At 41.2% G+C, this 23,736-nt stretch carries 21 protein-coding genes and 1 tRNA gene; all 22 read right to left on the reverse strand.

Annotated features, from left to right (window positions below; translation table 11 throughout):
* Window positions 1–209 precede the first annotated feature (209 nt).
* A tRNA-Ser gene (locus DW650_RS09265) sits at window positions 210–297 on the reverse strand.
* 173 nt (window positions 298–470) lie between these two features.
* Window positions 471–1,529 carry a Gfo/Idh/MocA family protein gene (locus DW650_RS09270; protein WP_118209796.1) on the reverse strand — a complete coding sequence of 353 codons (1,059 nt, stop codon included), beginning with the start codon at window positions 1,527–1,529 and terminating at the stop codon, window positions 471–473.
* A 97-nt stretch (window positions 1,530–1,626) separates the two neighbouring features.
* The gene (locus DW650_RS09275; protein WP_117920609.1) at window positions 1,627–2,178 is read right to left on the reverse strand and encodes a Fe-S-containing hydro-lyase; all 552 of its coding nucleotides are present in this window, start codon (window positions 2,176–2,178) and stop codon (window positions 1,627–1,629) included.
* Between the two features lie 102 nt (window positions 2,179–2,280).
* Window positions 2,281–3,126, reverse strand: a complete 846-nt coding sequence (locus DW650_RS09280) for a fumarate hydratase (RefSeq protein WP_118209739.1) — start codon at window positions 3,124–3,126, stop codon at window positions 2,281–2,283.
* Between the two features lie 41 nt (window positions 3,127–3,167).
* Window positions 3,168–4,313, reverse strand: coding sequence for a putative ABC transporter permease (locus DW650_RS09285; protein ID WP_118209740.1), 1,146 nt, complete (start codon window positions 4,311–4,313; stop codon window positions 3,168–3,170).
* Between the two features lie 179 nt (window positions 4,314–4,492).
* Window positions 4,493–4,885 (reverse strand): aspartate 1-decarboxylase, encoded by a 393-nt coding sequence (gene panD / locus DW650_RS09290; protein ID WP_118209741.1) that lies wholly within the window; start codon window positions 4,883–4,885, stop codon window positions 4,493–4,495.
* 13 nt (window positions 4,886–4,898) lie between these two features.
* Window positions 4,899–5,744: a pantoate--beta-alanine ligase gene (gene panC, locus DW650_RS09295; RefSeq protein WP_118209742.1), complete on the reverse strand. Its 846-nt coding sequence runs from the start codon at window positions 5,742–5,744 to the stop codon at window positions 4,899–4,901.
* A gap of 13 nt (window positions 5,745–5,757) precedes the next feature.
* Window positions 5,758–6,585 carry a 3-methyl-2-oxobutanoate hydroxymethyltransferase gene (panB, locus tag DW650_RS09300; protein ID WP_118209743.1) on the reverse strand — a complete coding sequence of 276 codons (828 nt, stop codon included), beginning with the start codon at window positions 6,583–6,585 and terminating at the stop codon, window positions 5,758–5,760.
* Window positions 6,586–6,617: 32 nt separating this feature from the next.
* Entirely contained in the window at window positions 6,618–7,484 is an 867-nt protein-coding gene (locus DW650_RS09305) for a Rossmann-like and DUF2520 domain-containing protein (protein WP_118209797.1), read from the reverse strand.
* 241 nt (window positions 7,485–7,725) lie between these two features.
* Complete coding sequence (locus DW650_RS09310; RefSeq protein ID WP_118209744.1) at window positions 7,726–10,593, reverse strand: beta-glucosidase; 2,868 nt, start codon at window positions 10,591–10,593, stop codon at window positions 7,726–7,728.
* 142 nt (window positions 10,594–10,735) lie between these two features.
* On the reverse strand, window positions 10,736–11,194 hold the full coding sequence (locus DW650_RS09315) for a DUF3021 domain-containing protein (RefSeq protein ID WP_243102913.1): 459 nt from the start codon (window positions 11,192–11,194) through the stop codon (window positions 10,736–10,738).
* Window positions 11,195–11,248: 54 nt separating this feature from the next.
* On the reverse strand, window positions 11,249–11,692 hold the full coding sequence (locus DW650_RS09320) for a LytTR family DNA-binding domain-containing protein (RefSeq protein WP_006857732.1): 444 nt from the start codon (window positions 11,690–11,692) through the stop codon (window positions 11,249–11,251).
* Window positions 11,693–11,840: 148 nt separating this feature from the next.
* Window positions 11,841–12,569, reverse strand: a complete 729-nt coding sequence (locus tag DW650_RS09325; protein WP_118209746.1) for a hypothetical protein — start codon at window positions 12,567–12,569, stop codon at window positions 11,841–11,843.
* Between the two features lie 14 nt (window positions 12,570–12,583).
* Window positions 12,584–12,946, reverse strand: a complete 363-nt coding sequence (locus DW650_RS09330; protein ID WP_118209747.1) for a hypothetical protein — start codon at window positions 12,944–12,946, stop codon at window positions 12,584–12,586.
* A 333-nt stretch (window positions 12,947–13,279) separates the two neighbouring features.
* Entirely contained in the window at window positions 13,280–14,215 is a 936-nt protein-coding gene (locus DW650_RS09335; RefSeq protein ID WP_118209748.1) for a helix-turn-helix domain-containing protein, read from the reverse strand.
* Window positions 14,188–15,123, reverse strand: a complete 936-nt coding sequence (locus DW650_RS09340; protein ID WP_118209749.1) for a hypothetical protein — start codon at window positions 15,121–15,123, stop codon at window positions 14,188–14,190. The genes DW650_RS09335 and DW650_RS09340 overlap by 28 nt, the downstream gene beginning before the upstream one ends.
* 37 nt (window positions 15,124–15,160) lie before the next feature.
* The gene (locus DW650_RS09345) at window positions 15,161–16,252 is read right to left on the reverse strand and encodes a hypothetical protein (protein ID WP_118209750.1); all 1,092 of its coding nucleotides are present in this window, start codon (window positions 16,250–16,252) and stop codon (window positions 15,161–15,163) included.
* A 33-nt stretch (window positions 16,253–16,285) separates the two neighbouring features.
* Complete coding sequence (gene gyrA, locus DW650_RS09350) at window positions 16,286–18,910, reverse strand: DNA gyrase subunit A (protein WP_006857736.1); 2,625 nt, start codon at window positions 18,908–18,910, stop codon at window positions 16,286–16,288.
* Between the two features lie 89 nt (window positions 18,911–18,999).
* The gene (gene gyrB, locus DW650_RS09355) at window positions 19,000–20,937 is read right to left on the reverse strand and encodes a DNA topoisomerase (ATP-hydrolyzing) subunit B (RefSeq protein ID WP_006857737.1); all 1,938 of its coding nucleotides are present in this window, start codon (window positions 20,935–20,937) and stop codon (window positions 19,000–19,002) included.
* Between the two features lie 4 nt (window positions 20,938–20,941).
* On the reverse strand, window positions 20,942–22,048 hold the full coding sequence (gene recF / locus DW650_RS09360; RefSeq protein ID WP_118209751.1) for a DNA replication/repair protein RecF: 1,107 nt from the start codon (window positions 22,046–22,048) through the stop codon (window positions 20,942–20,944).
* The gene (locus DW650_RS09365) at window positions 22,045–22,260 is read right to left on the reverse strand and encodes an RNA-binding S4 domain-containing protein (RefSeq protein WP_118209752.1); all 216 of its coding nucleotides are present in this window, start codon (window positions 22,258–22,260) and stop codon (window positions 22,045–22,047) included. The genes recF and DW650_RS09365 overlap by 4 nt, the downstream gene beginning before the upstream one ends.
* Before the next feature lie 45 nt (window positions 22,261–22,305).
* Window positions 22,306–23,418 carry a DNA polymerase III subunit beta gene (gene dnaN, locus DW650_RS09370; protein ID WP_117920595.1) on the reverse strand — a complete coding sequence of 371 codons (1,113 nt, stop codon included), beginning with the start codon at window positions 23,416–23,418 and terminating at the stop codon, window positions 22,306–22,308.
* Window positions 23,419–23,736 lie beyond the last annotated feature (318 nt).

Below are 23,736 nucleotides of genomic sequence, written 5' to 3' on the forward strand. Positions count from 1 at the left end.
TCAAACGCGACAACTCTGATATCTTATCATGTGTTGTTCTGTTTGTCAAGAACTTTTTTCTGATTTGTTGTAACTTTTTGAATTTTCATGTTTTTTTAAACAATTTGTAATTCTTATTTTTCACAACTCGTTTATATTACCAAAGTTTGTGATGTTTGTCAACAACATTTTCAAAAAAAATTTGAACAACTCATATTGTAAATAATAAGCGGAGAAGGAGGGATTTGAACCCTCGCGCCGGTTACCCGACCTATACCCTTAGCAGGGGCACCTCTTCGGCCACTTGAGTACTTCTCCAAAGTCTTTATTTATCAATATGATATTGTTCGTGCGCCGTAACGCATGAATAACTATACTAAATCTTTCCTGATTTGTCAACTATTATTTTCACATTTCTGTTTTTTATTCCCGGAATACGGATTTATAATTATTTATATCACAGAAAAGGCATTTTAAATGCCAGTATACTTTTACCATATCTCTCCCGGATATTTCATATTCCATTCTTTCCTTAAACCTGTCATAATATCCATGACATCTTTTGTATCAGATATTCTGAGTTTCCGGATATCTCCCGTCTCTATTGCATACTCCATATCTTCCATTTCATATTGTAAGGCCTTTTTTGTATCTCCTGCTGTCACAATATGGCGCACCCCGGACTCAGCTTCCACAATCACCGCCTGATCTGCCCGCGGATATTCCATGATTTCAATATATCCTTTTTCACAACTGATGACTGCACGTTTTGGCTGTTTTGAATGTAAGGATAAAGCAAGCGTTGCCATTTGTGATTCTTTGTTCATCAGTAAAATGCCTGCCTGTTCATCCGCGCCGGTAGGTGCAAATTTTACCTGGCTCAAAACCTGATCCGGTTTGCTCTCCATAAAACTGCGTGCAATACTGAGTGCATAGACACCGATATCTAACAATGCCCCACCTGCAAGATTCATATTAAAGAAACGGTTATCCATATTATATTCTTTATAACTTCCAAAATTAAGCTGGATCATCTGGACTTTTCCAAGTGCAGGTATCCCTTCTTTCAACCAGTCTGCAATCTCTGCATACTCTTCTTTCAGATTTGAAGAAAATTCTCCCGTTTTCCCCGCATCGATAAATTCCCATAATTTTTTATAAAGCGGCATATGCCAGATTGTCATCGCTTCTGCAAAAATAACATTATTTTCCTTTGCAAGCTGCAATGCTTCATCCAGTTCAAGACTGTTTAAAGTAATTGATTTTTCACATAACACATGCTTTTTATTTTTCAGCGCTTCCCTGACAAATTCGATATGGGTGTTATGCGGTGTAGTGATATAGATCACATCCACCTGTGGATCAGTAAACATCTCATGAAAATCATCATATACTTTTTTTACCTGATATTTTTTCGCAAATTTAACTGCCTTTTCATGAGTACGGTTTCCCACTGCATAGAGTTTTTTCCCCATGGTATTTAAAGCCTGCGCCATCTCATTTGCGATCACACCGGTTCCAAGAACTGCCCAGTTTAAATTTCTTTCCATAAAATTCTCCATTCCTGTGCTGCTTTCCAGTGAAAATCTCTTTTTCATCTGCATGTCGGTGCATAAACACAAATCCTCACATGTAAAAATTTTATTCTTAAATGGATGCAAATTCCCTGATCGCTGTTTCATAAAGATTATTCCCCTGGCTGTCAATGACAACGATAACCGGGAAATCTTTTATCTCAATCTTGCGGATTGCCTCTGCTCCAAGATCCTCATAACATACAATCTCTGATTTTGTGATACATTTTGATAACAGTGCTCCTGCACCACCGATCGCCGCAAAGTAAACTGCATGGTTACGTACAATCGCATCAATAACTTCCTTTGTGCGTTTCCCCTTACCGATCATAGCCTTTTCTCCAAGGTCAAGTAATGTCGGTGCATATTTATCCATACGTGAAGCTGTTGTTGGTCCTGCCGAACCGATTGGTCTCCCTTCTCGTGCCGGAGACGGTCCCATATAATATATTGTGCTGTCCTTAATATCGATCGGCAGTTCTTCTCCACGCTGCAGTGCCTCGATCATTCTTTTATGTGCAGCATCCCTTGCTACATAAATCGTTCCTGTAATATAAACATAATCACCAGATTTTAAATCTTTTGTGACTTCTTCCGTAATCGGTGTTGTAATGTGTTTATCCATGATAACCTCCATTCTTACGCTGCTTTTAAGCGCATCACAAGTTTGTGCGAAGCACAAATCCTGCGTGTGAAAAATGTATTTTGCATTTGAAAAGTCTTAATCTCAGACTGTCCTTACTACATGACGGTTTACATGACAACAGATATTAACAGCTACCGGAAGTCCTGCGATATGTGTCGGATAAGTATTGATATTGACTGCAAGTGCTGTTGTCGTACCGCCAAGTCCGCCCGGTCCAATGCCAAGTTTATTGATCTTTCCAAGCAGTTCTTCTTCCATATCTTTCACGTAAGGGATATCGGAATGTTCGCCAACCGGACGGGTCAGCGCTTTTTTTGCAAGAATTGCACATTTTTCAAACGTACCACCGATCCCGACTCCCACGACCATAGGCGGGCATGCATTCGGTCCTGCATCTTTTACGGCTGTTAATATGGCATCTTTCACTCCTTCGATACCATCTGCCGGCTTTAACATGAACACGCGGCTCATGTTTTCACTTCCGAATCCTTTCGGTGCAATCGTAATCTTTACTTTATCTCCCGGTACGATGGAATAATGGATAACTGCCGGTGTATTATCTTTTGTATTTTCACGGATCAATGGATCTTTTACAACAGATTTCCGTAAAAATCCTTCTGTGTATCCCTGACGCACGCCTTCGTTAATGGCATCCTCGATCGCATCTCCCTCAAAATGAACATCCTGTCCAACTTCTAAAAAGATGACTGCCATTCCGGTATCCTGACAGATCGGTATCATCTCTTCATCTGCGATCTTTAAGTTATCCTGAAGCTGGTTTAAGATTTTTTTACCAAGTTCGGATTTTTCTGTCTCAACTGCCTGCTTCATTGCAATGTCCATATCTTTTGAAAGATAATGATTTGCTTCAATACACATCTCTTTGATATTTTCTGTAATTATCTTGGTATCGACTGTTCTGATCATGTTTTCTCCGTTTCTGCACTGCTGCCCGCTGTGCGTTTATTTTATTTTTGTTCCGGCTTGTCTAAATGAAAATGTTTTTTAAATTCCGTCAGAGTCTTATCGTTCTCTCTTGACTTCATATCAGGGAATGCCTTCATAAGACGCTTAAAACCAAAGTTCTTCTCCTCAAAAAGATGTTCATATTTTTCGGAAAGTTCGGAAAGTTCCGCCTTTTGTCTTTCGCGGTTTTTCTTCCACTCTTCGGATTTTTCAGTCCAGGCATTTTTCTTAGCTTCAAAACTGCTCTTAGCTTCCATAATATTTTCTTCCAGCACAAGTCTGGCATTTGCGGCAGTATCTGCAAATTTATCTTTCGCTGCGCCGGTTGTTCCTGTAATCTTATCTTTTGCTGCACCAGTCGTTCCTGCAATCTTATCCTTTGCAGTTCCAGTTGTCTCAACAATTTTATCTTTCGCTGCACCAGTCGTTTCTGTGATCTTTTCTTTGGCACTGCCCGGAATCTCCATCAGGTTATCCTTTGTTTCCGCTAATTTATCCAGCAGCTCCGCATGTGTCTTCTGGAATTCTTCTGATTTTTCTACAATGTCCGTCACGTTCTCATAAATGTTTTCTCCGATCTCATCAGACAGTTTATGTATACGTTCCGCCATTTCATCCATAACTTTGAGTCGTTTATTAAATTTCAGGATTGTTGCAACGGTAATGCCGCAGTCCACAAAAAAGACAGTCATGATAATACACAGCAATATTACGCCTGGAATATGCGGCATCAGCGTAATTCCTTTATAAATGATCGGATGCAGAACATCCATGATAAATGTACATGCAAGTCCCCAGTAGATGGAAAATTTGAGGCAGACATAGCCATGAATATTAAACGGCTTGTCAGAATAATCCCACCACTGGTTATGAAATACTTTTTCAAGCAGATATCCTGTAATATATTCCAGAATGGATGTCAGTAAAAATGAACCGATAAACAATATCAACAGATTTTCTTTCAATGGGGTTAACACCGCAACGACGATCACAACGCCACAGCCATAAATCGGACAGTAAGGCCCATTTAAAAATCCACGGTTTACAAAAATTCCACGGTCTAAGGCTGCATAAGATACTTCCGTACACCAGCCGATAAAGGCATAAATGATAAAAATCCATACGAGTTCATAAAAATTATGCGGCATATTTTCCCTCCATGTAAACAGATCTATTTTTCAAAAAATGAATTTTGTTCTGCAAAAATAAATTGACATAACTAAAAAAAGCAATAAATTATAAATAATTATAACTTATTGCTTTTTATGATTCAACTGTTACCGTTTCACCAACGCCACATTCTCATATCTGCTGTTACCGGATTTCTTTAACGGATCGCCGATATCTCCCCATGATGTTCATAGTTTGTAATCTCAGTCGTATGGTTATTTTCATCTACAAACACAACAACCGGTTTCTGCTGTTTTGCCTCTTCCGGCGTCACATCTGCATATGCCATGATGATCACTTTATCATTCGTCTGTACCATACGGGCTGCTGCACCGTTTAAACAGATGACTCCGCTGCCGCGCTCCCCTGCGATCGTATAAGTTTCAAAGCGTGCGCCGTTGTTTACATCCACGATCTGTACTTTTTCATATTCGAAGATTCCGGCATCCTCTAAAAGCTGGATATCTACGGTAATACTTCCCACATAGTCAAGTTCTGCCTGTGTTACGGTCGCGCGGTGGATTTTTCCTTTTAACATTGAAATTGTCATATTTTCCTCTTTTCTAGTCCTCGATCATAAAGTTGTCGATCAGTCTTGTTTTTCCGATATAGACTGCCATTGCTGCAAGTATGCCGTGTTCGATTGTATCGATCTGCTGCATTGTGGATAAATCTACAATTTTGACATAATCGATCTTTGCCAACGGTTCTTTTTCAATTTCCGCGGTCATTGCAGCAATCACTTTCTTACAGTCACGCTCGCCTTCTTTTACCATTTTTTCACCAAGGAAAACAGAACGGCTCAGAACAAGTGCAGCTTTTCTCTCTTCCGGAGAAAGGTATGTATTTCTGGAGCTCTTTGCAAGACCATCCTCTTCACGGATGATCGGACAGCCGTGGATGGATAATGGCATGTTTAAATCTTTGACCATACGTTTGATGATTGCTAACTGCTGCGCATCTTTCTGTCCGAAATATGCATTGTCCGGAGTCACAATGTTAAACAGCTTGGATACAACCGTACATACTCCACGAAAGTGAACCGGTCTGCTTAATCCACAAAGTTCTTTTGTGAGCACATCCATATCCACAAAGGTATAGAAGTTATCCCCATACATCTCATCCGGTGTCGGATGGAAGATCAGATCAACTCCATGCTCCTCACAGAGTTTTGCATCATGCTCTAAATCTCTCGGATAACTTTCTAAATCTTCATTTGGTCCAAACTGGATTGGATTTACAAAAATACTGACAACTACTTTATCGTTATTTTTGCGTGCCGCATCAATAAGGCTCGCATGTCCCTCATGTAAATAGCCCATGGTCGGAACAAAACCGATCGTATTTCCTTCTTTTTTCCACTCTTTTACCTGTTCTCTTACTTCATTTATGGTTGATACGATTTTCATTTTTTTTGTCCCCCTAATATAATTTTTCGATCACGGAATCGTCTATTTTAAAACAGTGCTCTGCTGACGGAAATGTTCCCTCTTTTGTCTCTTTGATGTATGCTGCCATTCCCTCGCGCATTGCATCACCGACATTTGCGAATACTTTTACGAATTTTGGACGGAAATCACCGTACATGGCAAGCAGATCCTGATAAACAAGCACCTGACCGTCACAATCTGCGCCTGCCCCGATACCGATGGTCGGAATCTTAAGTGTCTCCGTGATTTTCTTCGCAAGTTTTGCCGGTACACATTCCAAAACAACCATGCATGCACCTGCTTCTTCCACTGCTTTTGCATCCTCGATCAGTTTCTGTGCTGCTTCGATATCTTTGCCCTGCACTTTAAATCCGCCAAATGCATTGACTGACTGTGGTGTCAGTCCAAGATGTGCAACGACCGGGATCGATGCCTGTACGATTGCTTTGATATGCGGGGCAAATTCTACTCCACCCTCTAATTTGACTGCGTTTGCCCTGCCCTCTTTCATCAGGCGTCCCGCATTGACCACCGCATCATAGACGGAAGTCTGGTAGGACATAAACGGCATATCTGCAACAACAAATGCATTTTTTGCTCCTCTGGTCACTGCTGCCGTGTGATGGATCATATCTTCCATGGTCACGGATAATGTATCATCATAACCAAGCATGACCATACCCAGTGAATCTCCGACTAAGATCGTGTTCACGCCGGATTCATCCATGATCTTCGCGGTCGTGTAATCGTAAGCCGTTACCATTGTGATTTTGTCGTGTTCGTCTTTTTGCTTCTGCAAAGTCAGTACTGTGTTTTTCATTTTTCATTCTCCATTCCTGCATGTGAAAATCTTTATTTTTCACACGATTTTTCAATTTTTGTCGGCATGAAAACTTCTTTCATTGCCGCATAATCTCTATCCGGATTTTTCTGCTCCGCAATCTCTAAAAGCTGCTTTGCATTTTCCAGATAGGCTTTTTTCATGTCAGCATTCAATGCATCCAGATGTTTCTGTACGGTATTTTTGTCACCGCGCTCCACAGGTCCGGTCAGGGAAGCAATACATCCCTGTGCATGGATATTTTCCAGATTGCCTTTTGCAAGCCGGTACAATTCCTCATTTGCCTGTTGTTCCGTAAAACCGCACTCTAAGAACAGTTTTTGCGCCATAAAAAATACCGCCGTCATATGGTTTGATGCCAAAGACGCCGCTGCATGATATTTGATTTTGTTTTCCGCAGAAATAAAACAGGTACGGTTTCCCATCTGCGTAAACATTTCTTGGATATTGGAGATATTTCGTGCATCCCCCTCAATGGTGAACAGTACATCACCAAGCGCCTGCCAGGATGTTTCCCTGTCACTGATGGCACAGAGTGGATGAATAGAATAGGCCATACTACCAGTACGATCTATATCAGAAAAGATGTTCGAACTGTGAATCCCGCTGCAGTGTGCAATGATTTTACCATGGGTATACGGTCTTGCCGACTCCCAGACTTCCCTGATTCTGTCATCAGGTACGGTAAAAAAGATCATGTCGCTGCTGCTAATGATTTCTTTGATACTTTGATATTGCTTTGTGTGTGTAAAATTTGCTGCCCATGCGGCAGACTCTGGGCTTAGACTATAATAACCTCCTACTTTCCTGCCCTTACTGATAAAATATTTTCCGAGTGACACGCCGACTTTCCCGGCGCCAATAAAACTGATCTGCATGCGATCCTCCCCTTTTTTTGTGGAACAAAATACAGACTCTTTTACGAGCATGAATTTTCTCCTCCGGTAGAGCAGCATGCGACTGTCTCATTCCGTCGACTGACGGATACAAGCGGTTTTCCTTGTTTTATTCTCTTTTTCTGATAAAAAATATGTTCTGGTATGATTTCCTTGTATACGGAATATCATCCAGAACATACTATAACACTTCACAGCCTGCGGTTCAATTGTGAATTTTTTATCAGGCAAACACAAATTTAGATATCTTACATTTTCCTTCCACCCGGATCTGAATCGTTTCCGGTACTCCTGTCTTTATAAAATCTTCCGGCAGGTCTATTTCCAACATCCGGTAGCAGTCTACCGGTTCTGCAGTAATTTGCACTCCGTTCTCACCCGTCACAGTGATATAAGCTGTTTCGAGTACCTTTAACGTGATATTTAACTTGCGCGGTTTTTTATAAAAGACAAAATCATGATAAATCAACGTTCCCTCTACCGGACATTCCCCGATCATATCCGGATCATCCCCGGCAGAACCCGGAATCACACAGGAGGAACCGTTGATTCCCCGATGCAGGAACATGTGGTTATACGCATCATAACAATCAGCAGCAGTCGTCTGGAATGGATTTCTTTTTCCGGCATGTAATCCATCAATCATAATGCTCTGCTCTAAACGGATGTCCTGTGAAGATGCGCCAACCATAAACTGATAGTTTCCGTCCTCTAAGATCATACGCTCTGAGATCACATCATAATACTCTAACTCCCACAACTGTACTGTAAAGTTAACTTTTCTGACTTCTTTCGGTTTTATATTATGGACACGCTCAAATCCAGCCAGCTGTTTGATCGGTCGTTTTACACGGGAATCCTTTTTATGCACATAAAGCTGTACGACTTCATCCCCGGTTTTTTCTCCGGTATTCCTGATAAAGCAGCTTACTTTGACGCAGCCCCGTTCTTTTTTGATCTGCATTTTTTCGTAGGAAAACGTCGTATAGGACAAACCATATCCAAACGGATAGAGCGCCTCTCTGTCAAAATACTGGTAAGTGCGTTTTCCCTGGATGATATCATAGTCATTCATATCCGGCAGGTCTTCATCTGAATGATACCATGTCATATTTACTCTTCCTGCTGCCGATGCTTTTCCAGTCATTACATCTGCAATTCCGTGTCCAAGTTCCTGACTGCCCGATGCTGACAACAGGATTGCCGGAACCTGTTTCTGCAGTTCGCCAATTGCATACGGATAATTACTAATCAAGACCACGATGGTGTTATGATTTGCCGCTGCAACCTCTTTTACCAGTTCTTCCTGCTCCGGTGGAAGTCCGAGTGTGGTGCGGTCTACCTCTTCTTTGCTGTTGATAACCGGATCACAGCCAATGACTGCAACCACATAATCAGCTTTCTCTGCTGTTTTTTCAGCAGCTTTCTTTCCATCTTTTACGATTTCTATTTCAAATTCTGCAGCAGGATTATCCACGCAAATGGAAAAATAACCTGCTTTATCCACAAAGACCTGCTTTTTATTCCAGCTTTCCAGTGTAAAACCGTTTTTTTCTTTCTTAAAATTCCACGATTCACGGACAAACCATCCAAAGGCTTCTTTTTTATCTGCCTTAATGATATCTGTATTCTCCTCTAAAGTGACAAACATGCCATTGCTTTTTGCCACCAGTGTCATGCTGCCGCATCCCCAGTCATTGAAAATAAAGGTTTCTGCCTGTTCTTTTTTTACCAGTTTTAATCGGCTGTTTTGATCCAGTCCCACATAACATTTTTCACCATTTTGATCTGTCAGATAAATTTGAATCTCAGAAAGTCCTGTTTCATGACTGATTTCTGCATTAGGAAATACTTCCCGGATTCCATCCAAAACCGTCACCGCATACGGTGGAATACCACAGTACCAGTCCTTGTACCAAACATCTGCGAGTGGACCAACCACTGCTATCTTTTTTTCTGCTTTTTCATCCAGAGGAAGTATGCCGTTTTCATTTTTCAGAAGAACAACCGCTTCATCTGCCATTTTACGGGCAAGTTCCTTGTGTTCCTGATTATTGATATGTTCTTCCCCCATGTTCTGATATGGGCAATCGCCCTCTTTATCAAACATTCCAAGCCTTATCCTTGTCCGGAAAGAATTGCGCACTGATTCATCAATATCTTTTTCGGTGATCCAGCCATTATCCAATGCCTCTCTTGCAGCGGCATAAACAAGTTCGCCATCATCCGTGAAACAGTCAATGCCCGCCTTTAATCCATTTGCCAGTGTCTCACCATGTGTCCGGTAAAAATGATGGTCGTTTACTGTCTGTGAAAAATCACCACCGTCACAGACCACATGTCCCGGCAGCCCATAAGTGCCCTTTAAAACATGACGTACCTCATCATTGACAATCGCAGGGATTCCATTGATCTCATTGTAGGATGTCATGACTGCCTCCGCACCGCCCTCCATGATCGCCTTTTTGAAAGGTTTTAAATAATATTCGTTTTTATTTCTCCGGTCCACAGAAGATGAAATCTTAATCCGGTCTTTTTCCACGTTGTTTGCGTAAAAATGTTTTAACGTCGCACCACAGCGGATATAAAACGGATCTTCTCCACGCATACCGCGGATATATGCGCCTGCCATCTCCCCGGTCAGATATGGATCTTCACCGTATGATTCTTCAGTTCTTCCCCATCTTGGATCACGCTCCATATCGATCGTCGGCGCCCAGCGGCAGAGTCCGCCTCCACCGTTTCTTGTATACAAAGCTCTGGCTTCCTCACCCACAGCACGCCCACATTCTCTGATCAGCTCCCTGTCAAAACTCGCGCTCATACCGATCGGCTGGGTAAAAGCTGTTGTCGGTTCCGGCTCTCCTTTATTAAATGCCTGGTCATGTCTTGCCTCAATTCCGTGCGCAGCCTCTCCGCCCATATAAGTTGCATGGATTCCAAGACGTGGAATGTCCGGACATCCGGTTGTAAGACAGTGTATTTTTTCTTCGAGTGTCAGTGCTCCTGTCAGATAATCAAGACGTTCTTCCAACGAAAGACTGTTATCCCACAGCGGTGTGTTCTGTTCAAATTTTATATTTTTCTCCATTTTCTGCCTTGCTGCCGTAAGAACCTGTGTTCCATACAGCAGCCTCCCTCCTGCAAGTTTCTCATTTTCTTCAATGTATCATTTCTTTTTTTAGAAAAATACCTGCAAATGGAGCGGTGTTTTGCAATAAAAAACAGATCTCTTACCGGTTTTGTAAACTTACTTTTTCATTCAGCTTTGTGACCTCTCTCTTTGTCCTGCTGTATAATGTGATCCAGATTCCAACATAGATTCCGATAAATATCGCAAAATACACAACGACCCCTGCAATGCTATGTTTCATCCAATACATCAGATATGCAACCGGAAATGTTGCAATCGAACCTGCCAGCAGATGAGTCACTGTCTGCCGCAGCAGGCTCCAGTCATCCATCTCCCATATCACGGACGCGCCCGCCCAGACCGCACCATACAGTAAAGATGCCACCATCTGTGCCACGACCGCATTGATTTCATTTCCACACTGCTCCACCAATGCCGGGACGACCGGATAATAATTTCCGTCACCGTATATGAGTGAAGAAAAAATTGTGATTGCAGTACTGATTGCCAGACCGATCGGCGCACCTATAAGCGCTCTGCATAAAATTCTTTTTTTCATGATAACCTCCATTCCTGTGTGTGAAAAATATATTTTTCACACACACCACCATTTCTATAATCCCAATACCTGTTTGATTTTTCTGACGTAACGCCTTGAAACATACGTTGCTGTTTTGTCTGACATCGAAACACAGATCGTCCCTGAAAAACTTAAGTCAAATTTTTTTACTTCTTTCAGGTTAATGATCTCAGAATTGGAGATGCGGATAAACATTTTTTTGTTCAGTCTCTCCTCCAACTCATACAGTCTTGCCTTTAACCGGTAGCTGCCGTCTTTTGTCTTTGCATATACCCTGTCATTTTCTGCATAGATCCGTATTATTTCCGTCTGTTCTAACAAAATGATTTCGCCATTCTCGTGAATCGCCGCAAAGACTTCCGGTTTTTCCTCCGACAGCAGCTTTACGATCTGCGATACTTCTTCGGTCATCTTGTCTGTATGGATGATGATTTTAGGTTCTTTGCAGGATTCATCGAGTTTTATTTCTATTTGCATTTTCTCACTTCCTCCTTTCTGATGTCATTATAGGCAATGGCTTAGACGTTTTCTACTGATTTGCGGTAAGTGGTCGGTTTGGGTCGGTGGATGGAAAAAAAACAGGGTGCTGCCACCCTGTTTTTTCGTGTCTTGTTTTGATAACTTATCAATGTTTTTCCCTGTCTCTTAACAATTCTTCCACTCTGTCCTCAAATTTTTTCGCTATTTTCTGCATATATTCTTTTTTCAGGTTTTCCACATTTCCGTCCCATCTGTGTTCTTTCACTTCATCCGAATGTTTCGATGTATATTCAAAATGCACGGATGTGACCAATGCCGGTTTGCCACCATTATCTATGAGCTTTGTCTCAATTTTTCCTACCGTACAGATTGTCTCATCGTCTGAAAGTTCTTTTGCATGCTGTATACAGTCTTCGATAAATCCGCTTGTCACTTCATTTGCATTCTGTAAAATATGATTGACCCGTTCTGCATATTCCTGGCTTTGTTTCATAGATAAAATAACTTTTCTATCTACATTGATGATATTATTTTTATTCTGGTCGCCATCTTTTGCCACTTCAGTCGCTTTACACTCTTCCTCAGATTCAACCAGATTCAGGTTCAGATTTTTATATGAATTTACCATCTGCTGAAATAAGTCTTTTACTCCATCATCCTGAATCTGTTCACTCTCAGACTGCAGTTTATCCTGCATCGGATTGTGAACAGATGAATTGGAAACAGTCGTATATGTCCAATGGCTGATTCCAGACTGCTGCCCTGCATCTTTATTTTCCGGCAAAAACTCCTGCTCACCTGCTAAAGTCACAGATTTTTTAGAATTGAAATAGTTCCCTCTTGTGACTTTACTTTGAATTGATCCTACATCCATATCAACATTCCTTTCTACTTTTGCCAATGTTGTCTATCAGATTCAACCAAAATAGTATACTTTCGATTCTCAATACTTAATCCAGAACACTTTGCTCCATTACATAAAAAATAATATCTATCATATATTACATCTACATAATGTTTGCTTCCTACCGGTACAACAATGTTACATACTGGACATGTTTTCCCCGGACCATAATTTAATGTATCTGTATATATTCTTCCCTCAAATCCATAACTTTTATTTGATACGCCACACCTTGGACACCTTGCATATCTTGCAGTCCATGCACTTGCAGTATTTGTCATCCCAAATACCATTACTAATACCATCATACAACAGACTAATTGTTTTGAAAATAATTTTTTTCTCATTTGTTTTCCCCCCTCCCCCCTGTTTTGCAAACAATTTTTATAATTACATATTTATGATACATGATTTTATTTTTTCAGACCATACCATAACTGGAAAACATTATTTTCCAGTTATGGTATGGTCTTTTTGCTTATTTTTGTAATATATTAAATCGAAATAAGATTTACAGGAGTATCTAGTTTTATGAAAAATTTCTATTACTTTCTAAAAAAGGCTATAATTATATTGTCGTTTTTATGTTTACTATTTAATTTAAAAAATTACCCACAACAAAAAACTCTTTTTTATATATCTACATTAAGTGGCGATACCATTTGGGACTATAACGAGTTTTAATTTAAATCTTTTTCAAACATATGCTGATAAACTTCTTTTAACCTTCCTGCCATTTTATTATCTCTTCTGGCACAAGCTAAAAGATATGCCTGCTTTAAATATTTTTCCGCCATACATAATTCTCCACGATTTATCTGTCCACACTCATTCTGTTTTTTTAGAATACAAGCTCTGTCACTCAAAAGAATATGCAGTTCCTTCCCTTCATCGTTTTCTTTTGCCATATTCAAACATTTTTCATTGAGTGTAATTGCCTTATGATATTGTCGTTTTTCAATATACGCAACCGATAAATTTCGCAAAATAATAAGTTTCATATGTTCTGCATATTTTCCAAAAATATAGTCCTTTTGCAAGCATTGCAGCAGTCTCTCAAAAATATACACCGCCTCATCCACATCCCCGGCATGTGCATAAGCATTTGCAAGGCTCATCAGATTCATGATTTCCTGTTCGGTAAACGGGAAATCTTTTTTCAGACATTCCTCATAATCCGGAAGTGTCAGCCGGACTGCCTCCTGCAATTTTTCGATTGTTGTCTGATTGTCACTTCTTTTGCAGTAATAGTCCATCAATGCTTCTGACTTTAAAAGATACTGCCTGGTGATCACATTATCATCCGCTTTCTCTTTCATCCTGCCTAAATATAAATCTGCTTTTTCATAGTCATAATTCTGCATTGCCTGCTCAAAAAGTTTTCGTTCCTCTAACAGTTCTAAGTTCTTCCCAACACAGATGGCATAGCTCTTTTCCGGTACACGCTCCATTTTTGCCATGAGTCTTGCATACAGTTCTCTTTTTACGCGGGTCTTTCCGCTCTCGATACGATACAATGTCTGTACCGAACAAATCTCATCACTCAGTTCTTCCCTGGACATTCCAACAAACTCTCTTGTCATCCGTATTATATCTCCGGCTCTGTAGTTTGACATACTAATCCCTCACCATACTTTTCTGCATCCCGTGCCTTTTCATCCTGCCCCTCCAACTGATACAGACACGCAGCAATCTTACATTCTTCCATCGCTTTCTTTAACAGCATATTTTTATCCGTATTTTTTGGCGTGAGCTTTTCTCTCGTTTTTGCCCGCAGAAAATAGATGTCTGCAAGATGATAAAAACCCGCTCCCTCACTGATACATTGAATCGCTTTTTCTGTGTAAAACATAATTTTTCTGTAATCATTTTTTCTCTGTTGTATGGAGATCAGCTCTAAAAAAATATCCGTACTGACTTTTTCTTTTTTGCTCCCGGACTGATACCCACTGACATACGCTAAAATATTTAATAATTCCTGTTCTGCCATCTCTGTCTTCGGCGAATCATAGTTTATGAGCAGCAGTATCATCTCAATCTCAACCGGACTGTACAGACGCACCTTTTCCATTGATTTCCTAAACTCAGGAATTGTGAGACAGATTCCTTTTTCTAAAATCCCACACAAACTGCTTCCAGTATTCTTTTCTGCGATCATGGTACGTGCTTCCTGATAAAGACAATATTGTTCATGTACAGATTCATCCTGTGGCATGACTCCCCGGTATTCTCTAATCTTCTTTTTCGCAGTTTTTACCTGATTGTTTTCCACAGATTTTTCAATCTGCTCCCTCATTTTCCACAATTCGTAATCTTGTTCACTCAAAATTGTTTCAAACAGAGTGACTTCTTTTCCAATCCTTCCAAGCAGTGTCTGTCCAAGAAGTGAATCGACTTCCCTGTTCCCCTGTTCCAATCTCGACAAAGTGGTAACAGAACAGATTCCTCTGCAGATATCTTCCTGCCTCAGGTGATACTTCTCCCTGTAATATTTTAATACTACTTCCATTGTCTTTTGTTCCATAACCCACGCTCTTTGCAACTTCAGATTTTTACGCTTTTCATTGTTCCTTTAATATTCCAAATCTGCACCAGAACATCTCCCTCTCTTTTTCCCTGCCTTTGAACCACTCGTCTTTGATCTCATCCTTCTGATTCAGTCCGATATTTTTTACTGCTTCCACCGCAGCCTCACGCTGTGACATTTTCCGGTTTCCGGTAGTCATGCAGTTTGCACCATCTGGCGTATCATATGCCAAAAAAGTCTGGTTGAGATCCATCAGATCAAACAGGCGTACCGGCTGGTTTGTGCGGTTGTCCACCAGAAATCCCCAGTTTCCCCAGTGGCGGTCCGTGTTACCAATTAGGTAATCGAGCAGGTTCATCATGTAGTAGGAATATGCATCCAGCTTTAACACGAAATCCATAACGTGAATGTCATGATTTGCTGCATAGATTTCAAATGCCTCCATTGATACCATGCTGTAATCCACCGACGTAATGATCCTGCTTTTTGAAACTTTCTGTCCGTCAAACATACTTTCCTCATAGAGCACCTGTCTGCAGTCAAAACAGCGGCAGATCTTACTTGCGAGGATTTCATTTTCCACAGCCCTGCTGTTTCCATCTTTCAAAAGGGAAAACAAATTTTTTTCCCTGATCCACGCTTTTGGAAACACACCGTTGGTTGAAAGATCGTCCGCGATCAGGTAACTGTTCTCTACTGTCATCTGTTTTCCGCGCAGGGAAATATCTACAAGTGCATTATCCAGATGATTTTCAAAAAGATTGATCTGCGCAAATGTGATATTCTCCCCTTTTTCCCTGACCCAGAAAATATCAGTCAGTGACAGACAGTGATAGGACAGCGCTATTTTGGCACGGTCACGGTCGGTCTGCGCCTGCAGTGCTCCGATACTGTTTAAAATTTCCTTTGCATAGACACGGTCAAGTGTCAGAACACGGGTTGCACACCAGTAATAAAAATTTGTGAGGTTATCCATGCGGATATCGAGATCATCATTTTCTGCTGTATCCTCCAGATAAATTGAAAAGGGCAGAAACGCCCTGTCCAAAACTGTGCATACTCCGTTCGTCCCAATGTCTGCTACTATCTTTTCGCCATGCATTAGTTCATACACTGTTTTTTCCATTCAGCTTCTGCCCTTTCTTCACTATACGGTTATCTATTCTTCCTCATCCTCGGAACCATCAGCCTCTGCGCGCTCTAACAGTTCTTTCATCAGCTCGTCGTCTGTCTCTGTATTTTCTACAGATGCCTTTTTTGCATTTTCCGCAGCGATGGCTGCACTTTCCTTTTCTTCCTCCTCACTGAGCAGTTCGGATGTGTCTGCATTGTCGATCAGACTCTTATCCTCACGCACTTTTGCGATACTTGCCACCGTGACATTCTCGTCTAAGTTGATGAGTTTGACACCGGAAGTAATTCTTCCGAGTAATGTTGTATCACTGACTTTGATACGGATAATAATTCCTTCGGTGGTGATCAGCATCAGTTCATTGTCCTGGTTTACCGCTTTCACGCCGACAATATTTCCAGTCTTTTCGGTGATCTTATAACATTTTACACCCTTACCGCCACGGTTCTGCGTGGTAAATTCGGAGATCAGTGTACATTTTCCAAGACCTTTTTCCGATACGATCATAAGTGCATCACCCTGAGACTGCATCTGCATACCGATAACTTCATCCCCATCCGTAAGATTCATACCGATGACTCCCATGGAAGTACGACCTGTTTTTCTTACATCTGTCTCTTTAAACCGGATACACTGACCGTATTTGGTCACTAAGAAAACATCCTGATTATTGTCAGTCTTTTTCACCTCGATCAGCTCATCATCTTCCCTTAAACTGATCGCAGCAAGTCCTGTCTTTCTGACATTTGCATAATCGGTGATCGGTGTTTTCTTTACGATACCTTTCTTTGTTGCCATGAACAGGAAATGTCCTTCTGTATATTCACGGATCGGGATGACTGCCGTAATCTTTTCACCCGGCTGGAGCTGGAGCAGATTTACAATTGCAGTTCCCCTTGCTGTTCGGCTTGCCTCCGGAATCTCATAAGCCTTGATGCGATATACACGCCCGGTATTGGTAAAGAACATCATATAGTGATGGGATGTTGTCATCAAAAGTTCTTCGATGTAATCGTCATCGATCGTCTCCATTCCCTTGATTCCCTTACCGCCACGGTTCTGTGCACGGAAATTGTCAAGGCTCATACGCTTAATGTAACCCAATTTTGTCATGGTAATGACGGTATTGGTTACCGGAATCAGATCCTCCATAGAAATGTCGTACTCGTCAAATCCGATCGATGTTCTTCTGTCATCGCCGTATTTATCCGCAATAAGCAGAATCTCCGTACGGATCACGCCGAGCAGTTTTTTCTTGTCTGCCAAAATTGCACGCAGTTCTGCAATGCGGTCCATCAGCTCTGCATACTCTGCTTCGAGTTTCTCGCGTTCCAGACCGGTCAGTGCACGCAGACGCATATCTACAATTGCCTGTGACTGTGCATCGCTTAAGGAGAAACGCTCCATCAAACGTGATTTTGCTTCCTGTGTATTCTGGCTGCTCCTTATAATGCTGATGACTTCATCGATATTGTCAAGTGCGATCAGCAAGCCCTCTAAAATGTGGGCACGCTCTTCGGCTTTATTTAATTCATATTTGGTTCTTCTGGTAACAACCTCTTCCTGATGGATCAGGTAATACTTTAACATGTCGTAGAGGTTTAATACCTTCGGCTCGTTATTGACAAGCGCTAACATGATCACGCCAAATGTATCCTGAAGCTGTGTATGTTTGTAAAGTAAATTAAGTACTACATTTGGATTGACATCACGACGGAGTTCAATACAGATACGCATACCCTGACGGTCTGACTCATCACGAAGATCTGTGATCCCGTCTACTTTCTTATCACGCACTAACTCTGCGATTTTTTCGATCAGTCTTGCTTTGTTGACCATATACGGAAGTTCGGTTACCACGATACGGTTTTTGCCGTTTTGCATTGGTTCTATATCTGTAATTGCACGCACACGGACTTTTCCACGTCCGGTACGGTAAGCCTCATTGATTCCGGCTGTTCCAAGAATCATGCCTCCGGTAGGGAAGTCCGGTCCCTTGACGATAGAGAGTAATTCTTCGATATCGGTATCGCGGTCCTCCTCGACTTTGTTGTCAATGATCTTTACTACGGCATTGATGACTTCGCGCAGGTTGTGCGGCGGAATATTTGTTGCCATACCAACGGCAATACCGGTAGTTCCGTTTACTAAAAGGTTCGGATAACGGGATGGCAGAACGGTAGGTTCTTTCTCCGTCTCATCAAAGTTTGGAACGAAATCAACGGTGTCTTTTCCAATATCGGCAAGCATTTCCATGGAAATTTTACTGAGACGTGCCTCCGTATATCGCATGGCAGCCGCGCCGTCACCGTCCACGGAACCAAAGTTTCCATGACCGTCAACTAACGGATATCTGGTCGACCACTCCTGTGCCATATTTACAAGAGCTCCATAAATAGAACTGTCTCCGTGCGGATGGTATTTACCCATCGTATCACCGACGATACGCGCACATTTACGATGCGGCTTATCCGGACCATTGTTCAGCTCTATCATTGAGTAAAGCACACGGCGCTGTACCGGTTTTAAACCATCCCTTACATCAGGGAGCGCACGCTGCGCGATAACACTCATGGCATAATCGATATAGGATGTTTCCATCGTTTTTTTCAAATCGACGTCATGAATCTGATCAAAAATTTTATCATCCATCTGATTTCTTCTCCATTTCTAACTCGTCTCTGTCATCCGAACTTCTGCAAACGGATCACATCTTCTAAAAATCCGGCTGCACCTATCTGTTAAATATCCAGATTCTGTACATACTTTGCATTTTCCTCGATAAACTCACGTCTCGGTTCTACCTTGTCACCCATCAAAGTCGTAAATGTCACATCAATCTCCGAAGAATTTTCCTCATCGATCATGACACGTTTTAAAATACGTTTTTCCGGATCCATAGTCGTCTCCCAGAGCTGCTCGGCATCCATCTCTCCAAGTCCTTTGTAACGCTGGATTTTGTTATTGCCATCACGTCCGATCTCAATCAGGATATTGTTTAATTCAGCGTCATCGTACGCATACCAGATATTTTTATTTTTCTCAATCTTGTAAAGCGGCGGAGTTGCAAGATATACATGCCCCTGCTTGATGAGTTCCGGCATAAAACGGTATAAAAATGTCAGCATCAGTGTCGCAATATGAGCACCATCGACATCGGCATCCGTCATAATAATGATCTTGTCATAACGCAGCTTGGAAATATCAAAGTCTTCATGAATTCCGGTACCAAATGCAGTGATCATTGCTTTGATCTCGGCATTGCCGTAAATTTTATCCAGTCTCGCTTTTTCCACGTTCAGGATTTTACCACGCAAAGGAAGAATTGCCTGTGTTGCACGGCTTCTTGCTGTCTTTGCAGAACCACCCGCGGAATCTCCCTCGACGATAAAGATCTCACAGTTTTTCGGATCTTTGTCCGAACAGTCTGCAAGTTTTCCAGGTAAGGAAGTACCTTCCAAGGCTGTTTTTCTTCTGGTCAGGTCACGCGCTTTTCTCGCTGCCTCTCTCGCACGCTGCGCAAGCAGAGATTTTTCACAGATACTCTTTGCAACTGCAGGATTCTGCTCTAAGAAATATGTGAGCTGCTCACTTACCACGGAATCCACTGCTCCACGCGCCTCGCTGTTTCCGAGTTTCTGTTTTGTCTGTCCCTCAAACTGCGGCTCCTCAATCTTGATACTGATGATCGCAGTCAGTCCCTCTCGGATATCGTCACCGGTCAGTGCTGGTTCCGAATCTTTTAAAATCTTATTTGCTCTCGCGTAAGTATTAAATGTTTTCGTCAGCGCATTACGGAATCCGGCGAGGTGCGTACCACCTTCCGGCGTAATGATGTTATTTACAAAACTGTAGGTCGCATCGTTGTAGGAATCATTGTGCTGCATGGCAACTTCGACATACACACCATCCCTGGTTCCCTCACAGTAAATGACATCCGGGTACAATGCCTCCTTGCTGCGGTTTAAGTAAGTGACAAATTCCTTGATACCACCGGCATAATGGAACTCATGACAATGATGCGATTCTTCTCTGGTATCCGTAAGTACAATGCGAAGTCCTTTTGTTAAAAATGCTGTTTCACGAAGACGCTGTTTTAAAGTGTCGTAATCATAAACGGTCTCCTCGAAAATCTCAGGATCCGGATGGAATGTAACCTTCGTGCCGTGTTTTTCCGAATCACAGGTTCCGATTACTTTGACCGGTTCGTCCGGTTTTCCGATATGGTAACTTTGGAAATAAACCTGTCCCTCTTTGTATACTTCAACACAAAGTTTGGTGGAAAGCGCATTTACAACTGACGCACCTACTCCGTGCAGGCCACCGGATACTTTATATCCTCCACCGCCGAATTTTCCGCCTGCATGAAGAACCGTATATACAACCTCAAGTGCTGATTTTCCAGCTTTATGATTCATTCCAACCGGAATACCACGCCCGTCATCTTCAACTGTAATGGAATTGTCCGGGTTGATGGTAACCTCTATGTTTTTGCAATATCCGGCAAGTGCCTCATCCACGGCATTATCTACAATCTCATAGACCAAATGATGGAGTCCTCTCGCCGATGTACTGCCGATATACATACCTGGTCTTTTACGAACTGCTTCAAGTCCTTCCAGAATCTGGATCTGGTCAGCTCCGTATTCATTTGGATTTTCAATTTTTTCTGTTGCCATTCTGCTAACCTTGCCTTTCTATAACTTGACCTTTTTCAAATACCTGACCACTTATTACCTCAAAAACCTTATTGATTTCGAACCGGTTACGGATAAATTCATCCAAACCGGTACAGGTAATAATTGTCTGGGTATCACATATACTGTTTAACAAATAATTCTGACGATTGCTGTCCAACTCTGATAAAACATCATCCAGTAAAAGTACCGGAGTATCATGAATTGATTTTCTCACCAGCTCTATCTCGGATAACTTCAAAGAGAGTGCAGAGGTTCTCTGCTGCCCCTGTGAACCAAATTTACGGATATCAACACCTGCAATGGAAAAAAGCAGATCATCACGGTGTGGTCCTACGGATGTCTGACACATTTTCAGATCACGCTGCCTTACCCGCTCTATCTCCTGCTCCATCATATCTGCCGAAACACTTGGTTCATAGGACAGAAAAAGTTCTTCCTTCCCACCTGATATCCGGTAGTGTATTTCATGAACAATTTCATTTAGTTCTTTTACAAACTGTTCCCTACGCCTGATGATTTTTTTCCCGGTATCAATAAGCTGCATATCCCATACCGGAAGTGTATCCGATAATTCAGGACGATAAACCATATCTTTTAACAGTTTATTGCGTTGATTCAGAATTTTATTATAGTTCGACAGATCAGATAAATAGATCTTATCTAACTGACATAACTCAGCATCCAGAAAATGTCTGCGCTCTGATGGACCATTTTTTATGATATTCAGATCTTCTGGCGAAAAAAATACGATGTTCAATATTCCAAAAAGCTCACTCGCTTTTTTCATTGGTATTTTATTTACAGCGATTCCTTTGGAACGGTTGTGTTTTAAATGCATGTCAATCTGATATTGTTTGCCTTTTTTTAAAACCATAGTCCGAAGGTGTGCTTCGTTTGTTCCAAACCTGATCATCTCTTTATCTTTGCTTCCCTTGTGGGATTTGGTAGTTCCACTTAAGTAAGCAGCTTCTAAGATATTGGTTTTTCCCTGCGCATTATCACCAAATAAAATATTAGTCCCTTCATCAAACGAAATCTGGAGATTTTCATAATTGCGGAAATTGTTCAATTCAATGGATTGAATGATCATTTTGAGACTTTCACCGTTTCTCCGTTGTAGGAAATCACATCACCATCGTGGATTTTTTTTCCACGCTGATATTCTGTTTCGCCATTAACTTTTACTAAACCATCCTGGATGACAAATTTTGCGTCAACCCCGGATTCCACCAGACCGGCTTTTTTCAAAGCCTGTCCAAGTTTTATAAATTCATCTGATTCTCTGATCTGAATCTCTATCATGGAATTCCTTTCTATCGCCTTACGGCAATATCAATCAAAAAATGATTAGTTTGCAGCTGCATTGAAGTTAACCGGAAGAATCAGGTAAATAAATGTACCTTCATCATCTTTGATAAAACATGGAGCCTTTGGATTGACCATGTACAGTGTAACTTCCTCTTCGTCAATGACTCTTAATGCGTCAATGAAAAACTTCGGATTGAATCCGATCAGGATATCTTTTCCTTCTTTGGCTATATCAATATCTTCATTCATGGAACCAATAAATGAATTGATCTTCAGTTCCATGGAATCATCTGTGATATTCATGATGATCGGTTTTTTATCTCCTTCTTTGACAAGAAGAGTCGCACGGTCAATACAGTCTAACAGTTCGCGTTTGTTAATTTTAACTTTTGTTTCATAGTCGGAAGACAACATCTGTTCGATCTTAAAATATTCTCCTTCGATCAGACGTGAAACAACTGTCGTATTCTCAAACTCAAAAACAATGTGGTTGTCTGTCAGAAAAATAGATACTTCGTCTTCTGCACTTCCAGGAAGAATTTTGCTGACTTCCTGAAGTGTTTTTCCCGGAACGACAACTTTCTTGTGAGAATAATTATTTTTCAGTTCGATGTTACGGATTGAAATACGATGACCGTCGAGAGAAACAACTTTAAGGTCATTTTCTTCGATTTCAAACAATTCACCTGTCATTAACTTGTTGTTATCATTATCAGCAATTGAAAAAATTGTCTGACGAATGACTTCTTTTAAGGTGAACTGGGACATAATGATAGGTTCGTTACGTTCAATATATGGGATATAGGAAAAATCATCACCGGATTTACCGACAATGTTAAATTTTGCTTTTTCACAGGTGATCGTTGTTTTAAAAGATGCATCTGTTTCGATCGTGACATCACTGTCCGGAAGTTTACGGACAATCTCAGAAAAGATTTTTGCATCCAGTGCGATTACTCCGCGTTCTGCAATCTCACCTTCAATCTTAGTTTCAATTCCAAGTTCCATATCATTAGCGGTAAGTTTAATCTCATTTGCAGAAGCATCAATCAGAAGACATTCTAATATTGCCATGGTCGTTCTGGTAGGAACTGCTTTTGAAACAATATTAACGCCATGTAACAGATTAGATTTAGAACAAATTAATTTCATGTTGTAGATAACTCCTTCCTGGTGAAACGTAGTGGCTCGCCAAAACGTGTTCATAAAAAAATAAATAGAAATCCGCCGTAGTCGTCTTAGAGGCTGTTAATAAGTTGATAACCGCACAAAACCTTAATTTTCAAGGGGCTCAAAAAAATTTGAGGTGGTATAACCCTGTGAAAACCATGCGGAAATTATCTTGAAATGATGTGAATTGAGGATGAAGCTCATAAATGCCATAAACAGGTTTTAAACATGAAAATGAGACTTGTCCATACGGAATTCACTTTAATTTAACAAGATATCCACAATTTTTCGTGTATAACT

This window comes from Roseburia sp. AM23-20, from assembly GCF_003470905.1.
Lineage (GTDB): Bacteria > Bacillota > Clostridia > Lachnospirales > Lachnospiraceae > Roseburia > Roseburia rectibacter.

What these genes read in the sequence shown, in the direction of transcription:
- DW650_RS09270 (WP_118209796.1), bottom strand. Translation starts at nt 1,529, where the DNA reads ATGGAAAGAAATTTAAACTGGGCAGTTCTTGGAACCGGTGTGATCGCA.
- DW650_RS09275 (WP_117920609.1), bottom strand. Translation starts at nt 2,178, where the DNA reads ATGGATAAACACATTACAACACCGATTACGGAAGAAGTCACAAAAGAT.
- DW650_RS09280 (WP_118209739.1), bottom strand. Translation starts at nt 3,126, where the DNA reads ATGATCAGAACAGTCGATACCAAGATAATTACAGAAAATATCAAAGAG.
- DW650_RS09285 (WP_118209740.1), bottom strand. Translation starts at nt 4,313, where the DNA reads ATGCCGCATAATTTTTATGAACTCGTATGGATTTTTATCATTTATGCC.
- panD (WP_118209741.1), bottom strand. Translation starts at nt 4,885, where the DNA reads ATGACAATTTCAATGTTAAAAGGAAAAATCCACCGCGCGACCGTAACA.
- panC (WP_118209742.1), bottom strand. Translation starts at nt 5,744, where the DNA reads ATGAAAATCGTATCAACCATAAATGAAGTAAGAGAACAGGTAAAAGAG.
- panB (WP_118209743.1), bottom strand. Translation starts at nt 6,585, where the DNA reads ATGAAAAACACAGTACTGACTTTGCAGAAGCAAAAAGACGAACACGAC.
- DW650_RS09305 (WP_118209797.1), bottom strand. Translation starts at nt 7,484, where the DNA reads ATGCAGATCAGTTTTATTGGCGCCGGGAAAGTCGGCGTGTCACTCGGA.
- DW650_RS09310 (WP_118209744.1), bottom strand. Translation starts at nt 10,593, where the DNA reads ATGGAGAAAAATATAAAATTTGAACAGAACACACCGCTGTGGGATAAC.
- DW650_RS09315 (WP_243102913.1), bottom strand. Translation starts at nt 11,194, where the DNA reads ATGAAAAAAAGAATTTTATGCAGAGCGCTTATAGGTGCGCCGATCGGT.
- DW650_RS09320 (WP_006857732.1), bottom strand. Translation starts at nt 11,692, where the DNA reads ATGCAAATAGAAATAAAACTCGATGAATCCTGCAAAGAACCTAAAATC.
- DW650_RS09325 (WP_118209746.1), bottom strand. Translation starts at nt 12,569, where the DNA reads ATGGATGTAGGATCAATTCAAAGTAAAGTCACAAGAGGGAACTATTTC.
- DW650_RS09330 (WP_118209747.1), bottom strand. Translation starts at nt 12,946, where the DNA reads ATGAGAAAAAAATTATTTTCAAAACAATTAGTCTGTTGTATGATGGTA.
- DW650_RS09335 (WP_118209748.1), bottom strand. Translation starts at nt 14,215, where the DNA reads ATGTCAAACTACAGAGCCGGAGATATAATACGGATGACAAGAGAGTTT.
- DW650_RS09340 (WP_118209749.1), bottom strand. Translation starts at nt 15,123, where the DNA reads ATGGAACAAAAGACAATGGAAGTAGTATTAAAATATTACAGGGAGAAG.
- DW650_RS09345 (WP_118209750.1), bottom strand. Translation starts at nt 16,252, where the DNA reads ATGGAAAAAACAGTGTATGAACTAATGCATGGCGAAAAGATAGTAGCA.
- gyrA (WP_006857736.1), bottom strand. Translation starts at nt 18,910, where the DNA reads ATGGATGATAAAATTTTTGATCAGATTCATGACGTCGATTTGAAAAAA.
- gyrB (WP_006857737.1), bottom strand. Translation starts at nt 20,937, where the DNA reads ATGGCAACAGAAAAAATTGAAAATCCAAATGAATACGGAGCTGACCAG.
- recF (WP_118209751.1), bottom strand. Translation starts at nt 22,048, where the DNA reads ATGATCATTCAATCCATTGAATTGAACAATTTCCGCAATTATGAAAAT.
- DW650_RS09365 (WP_118209752.1), bottom strand. Translation starts at nt 22,260, where the DNA reads ATGATAGAGATTCAGATCAGAGAATCAGATGAATTTATAAAACTTGGA.
- dnaN (WP_117920595.1), bottom strand. Translation starts at nt 23,418, where the DNA reads ATGAAATTAATTTGTTCTAAATCTAATCTGTTACATGGCGTTAATATT.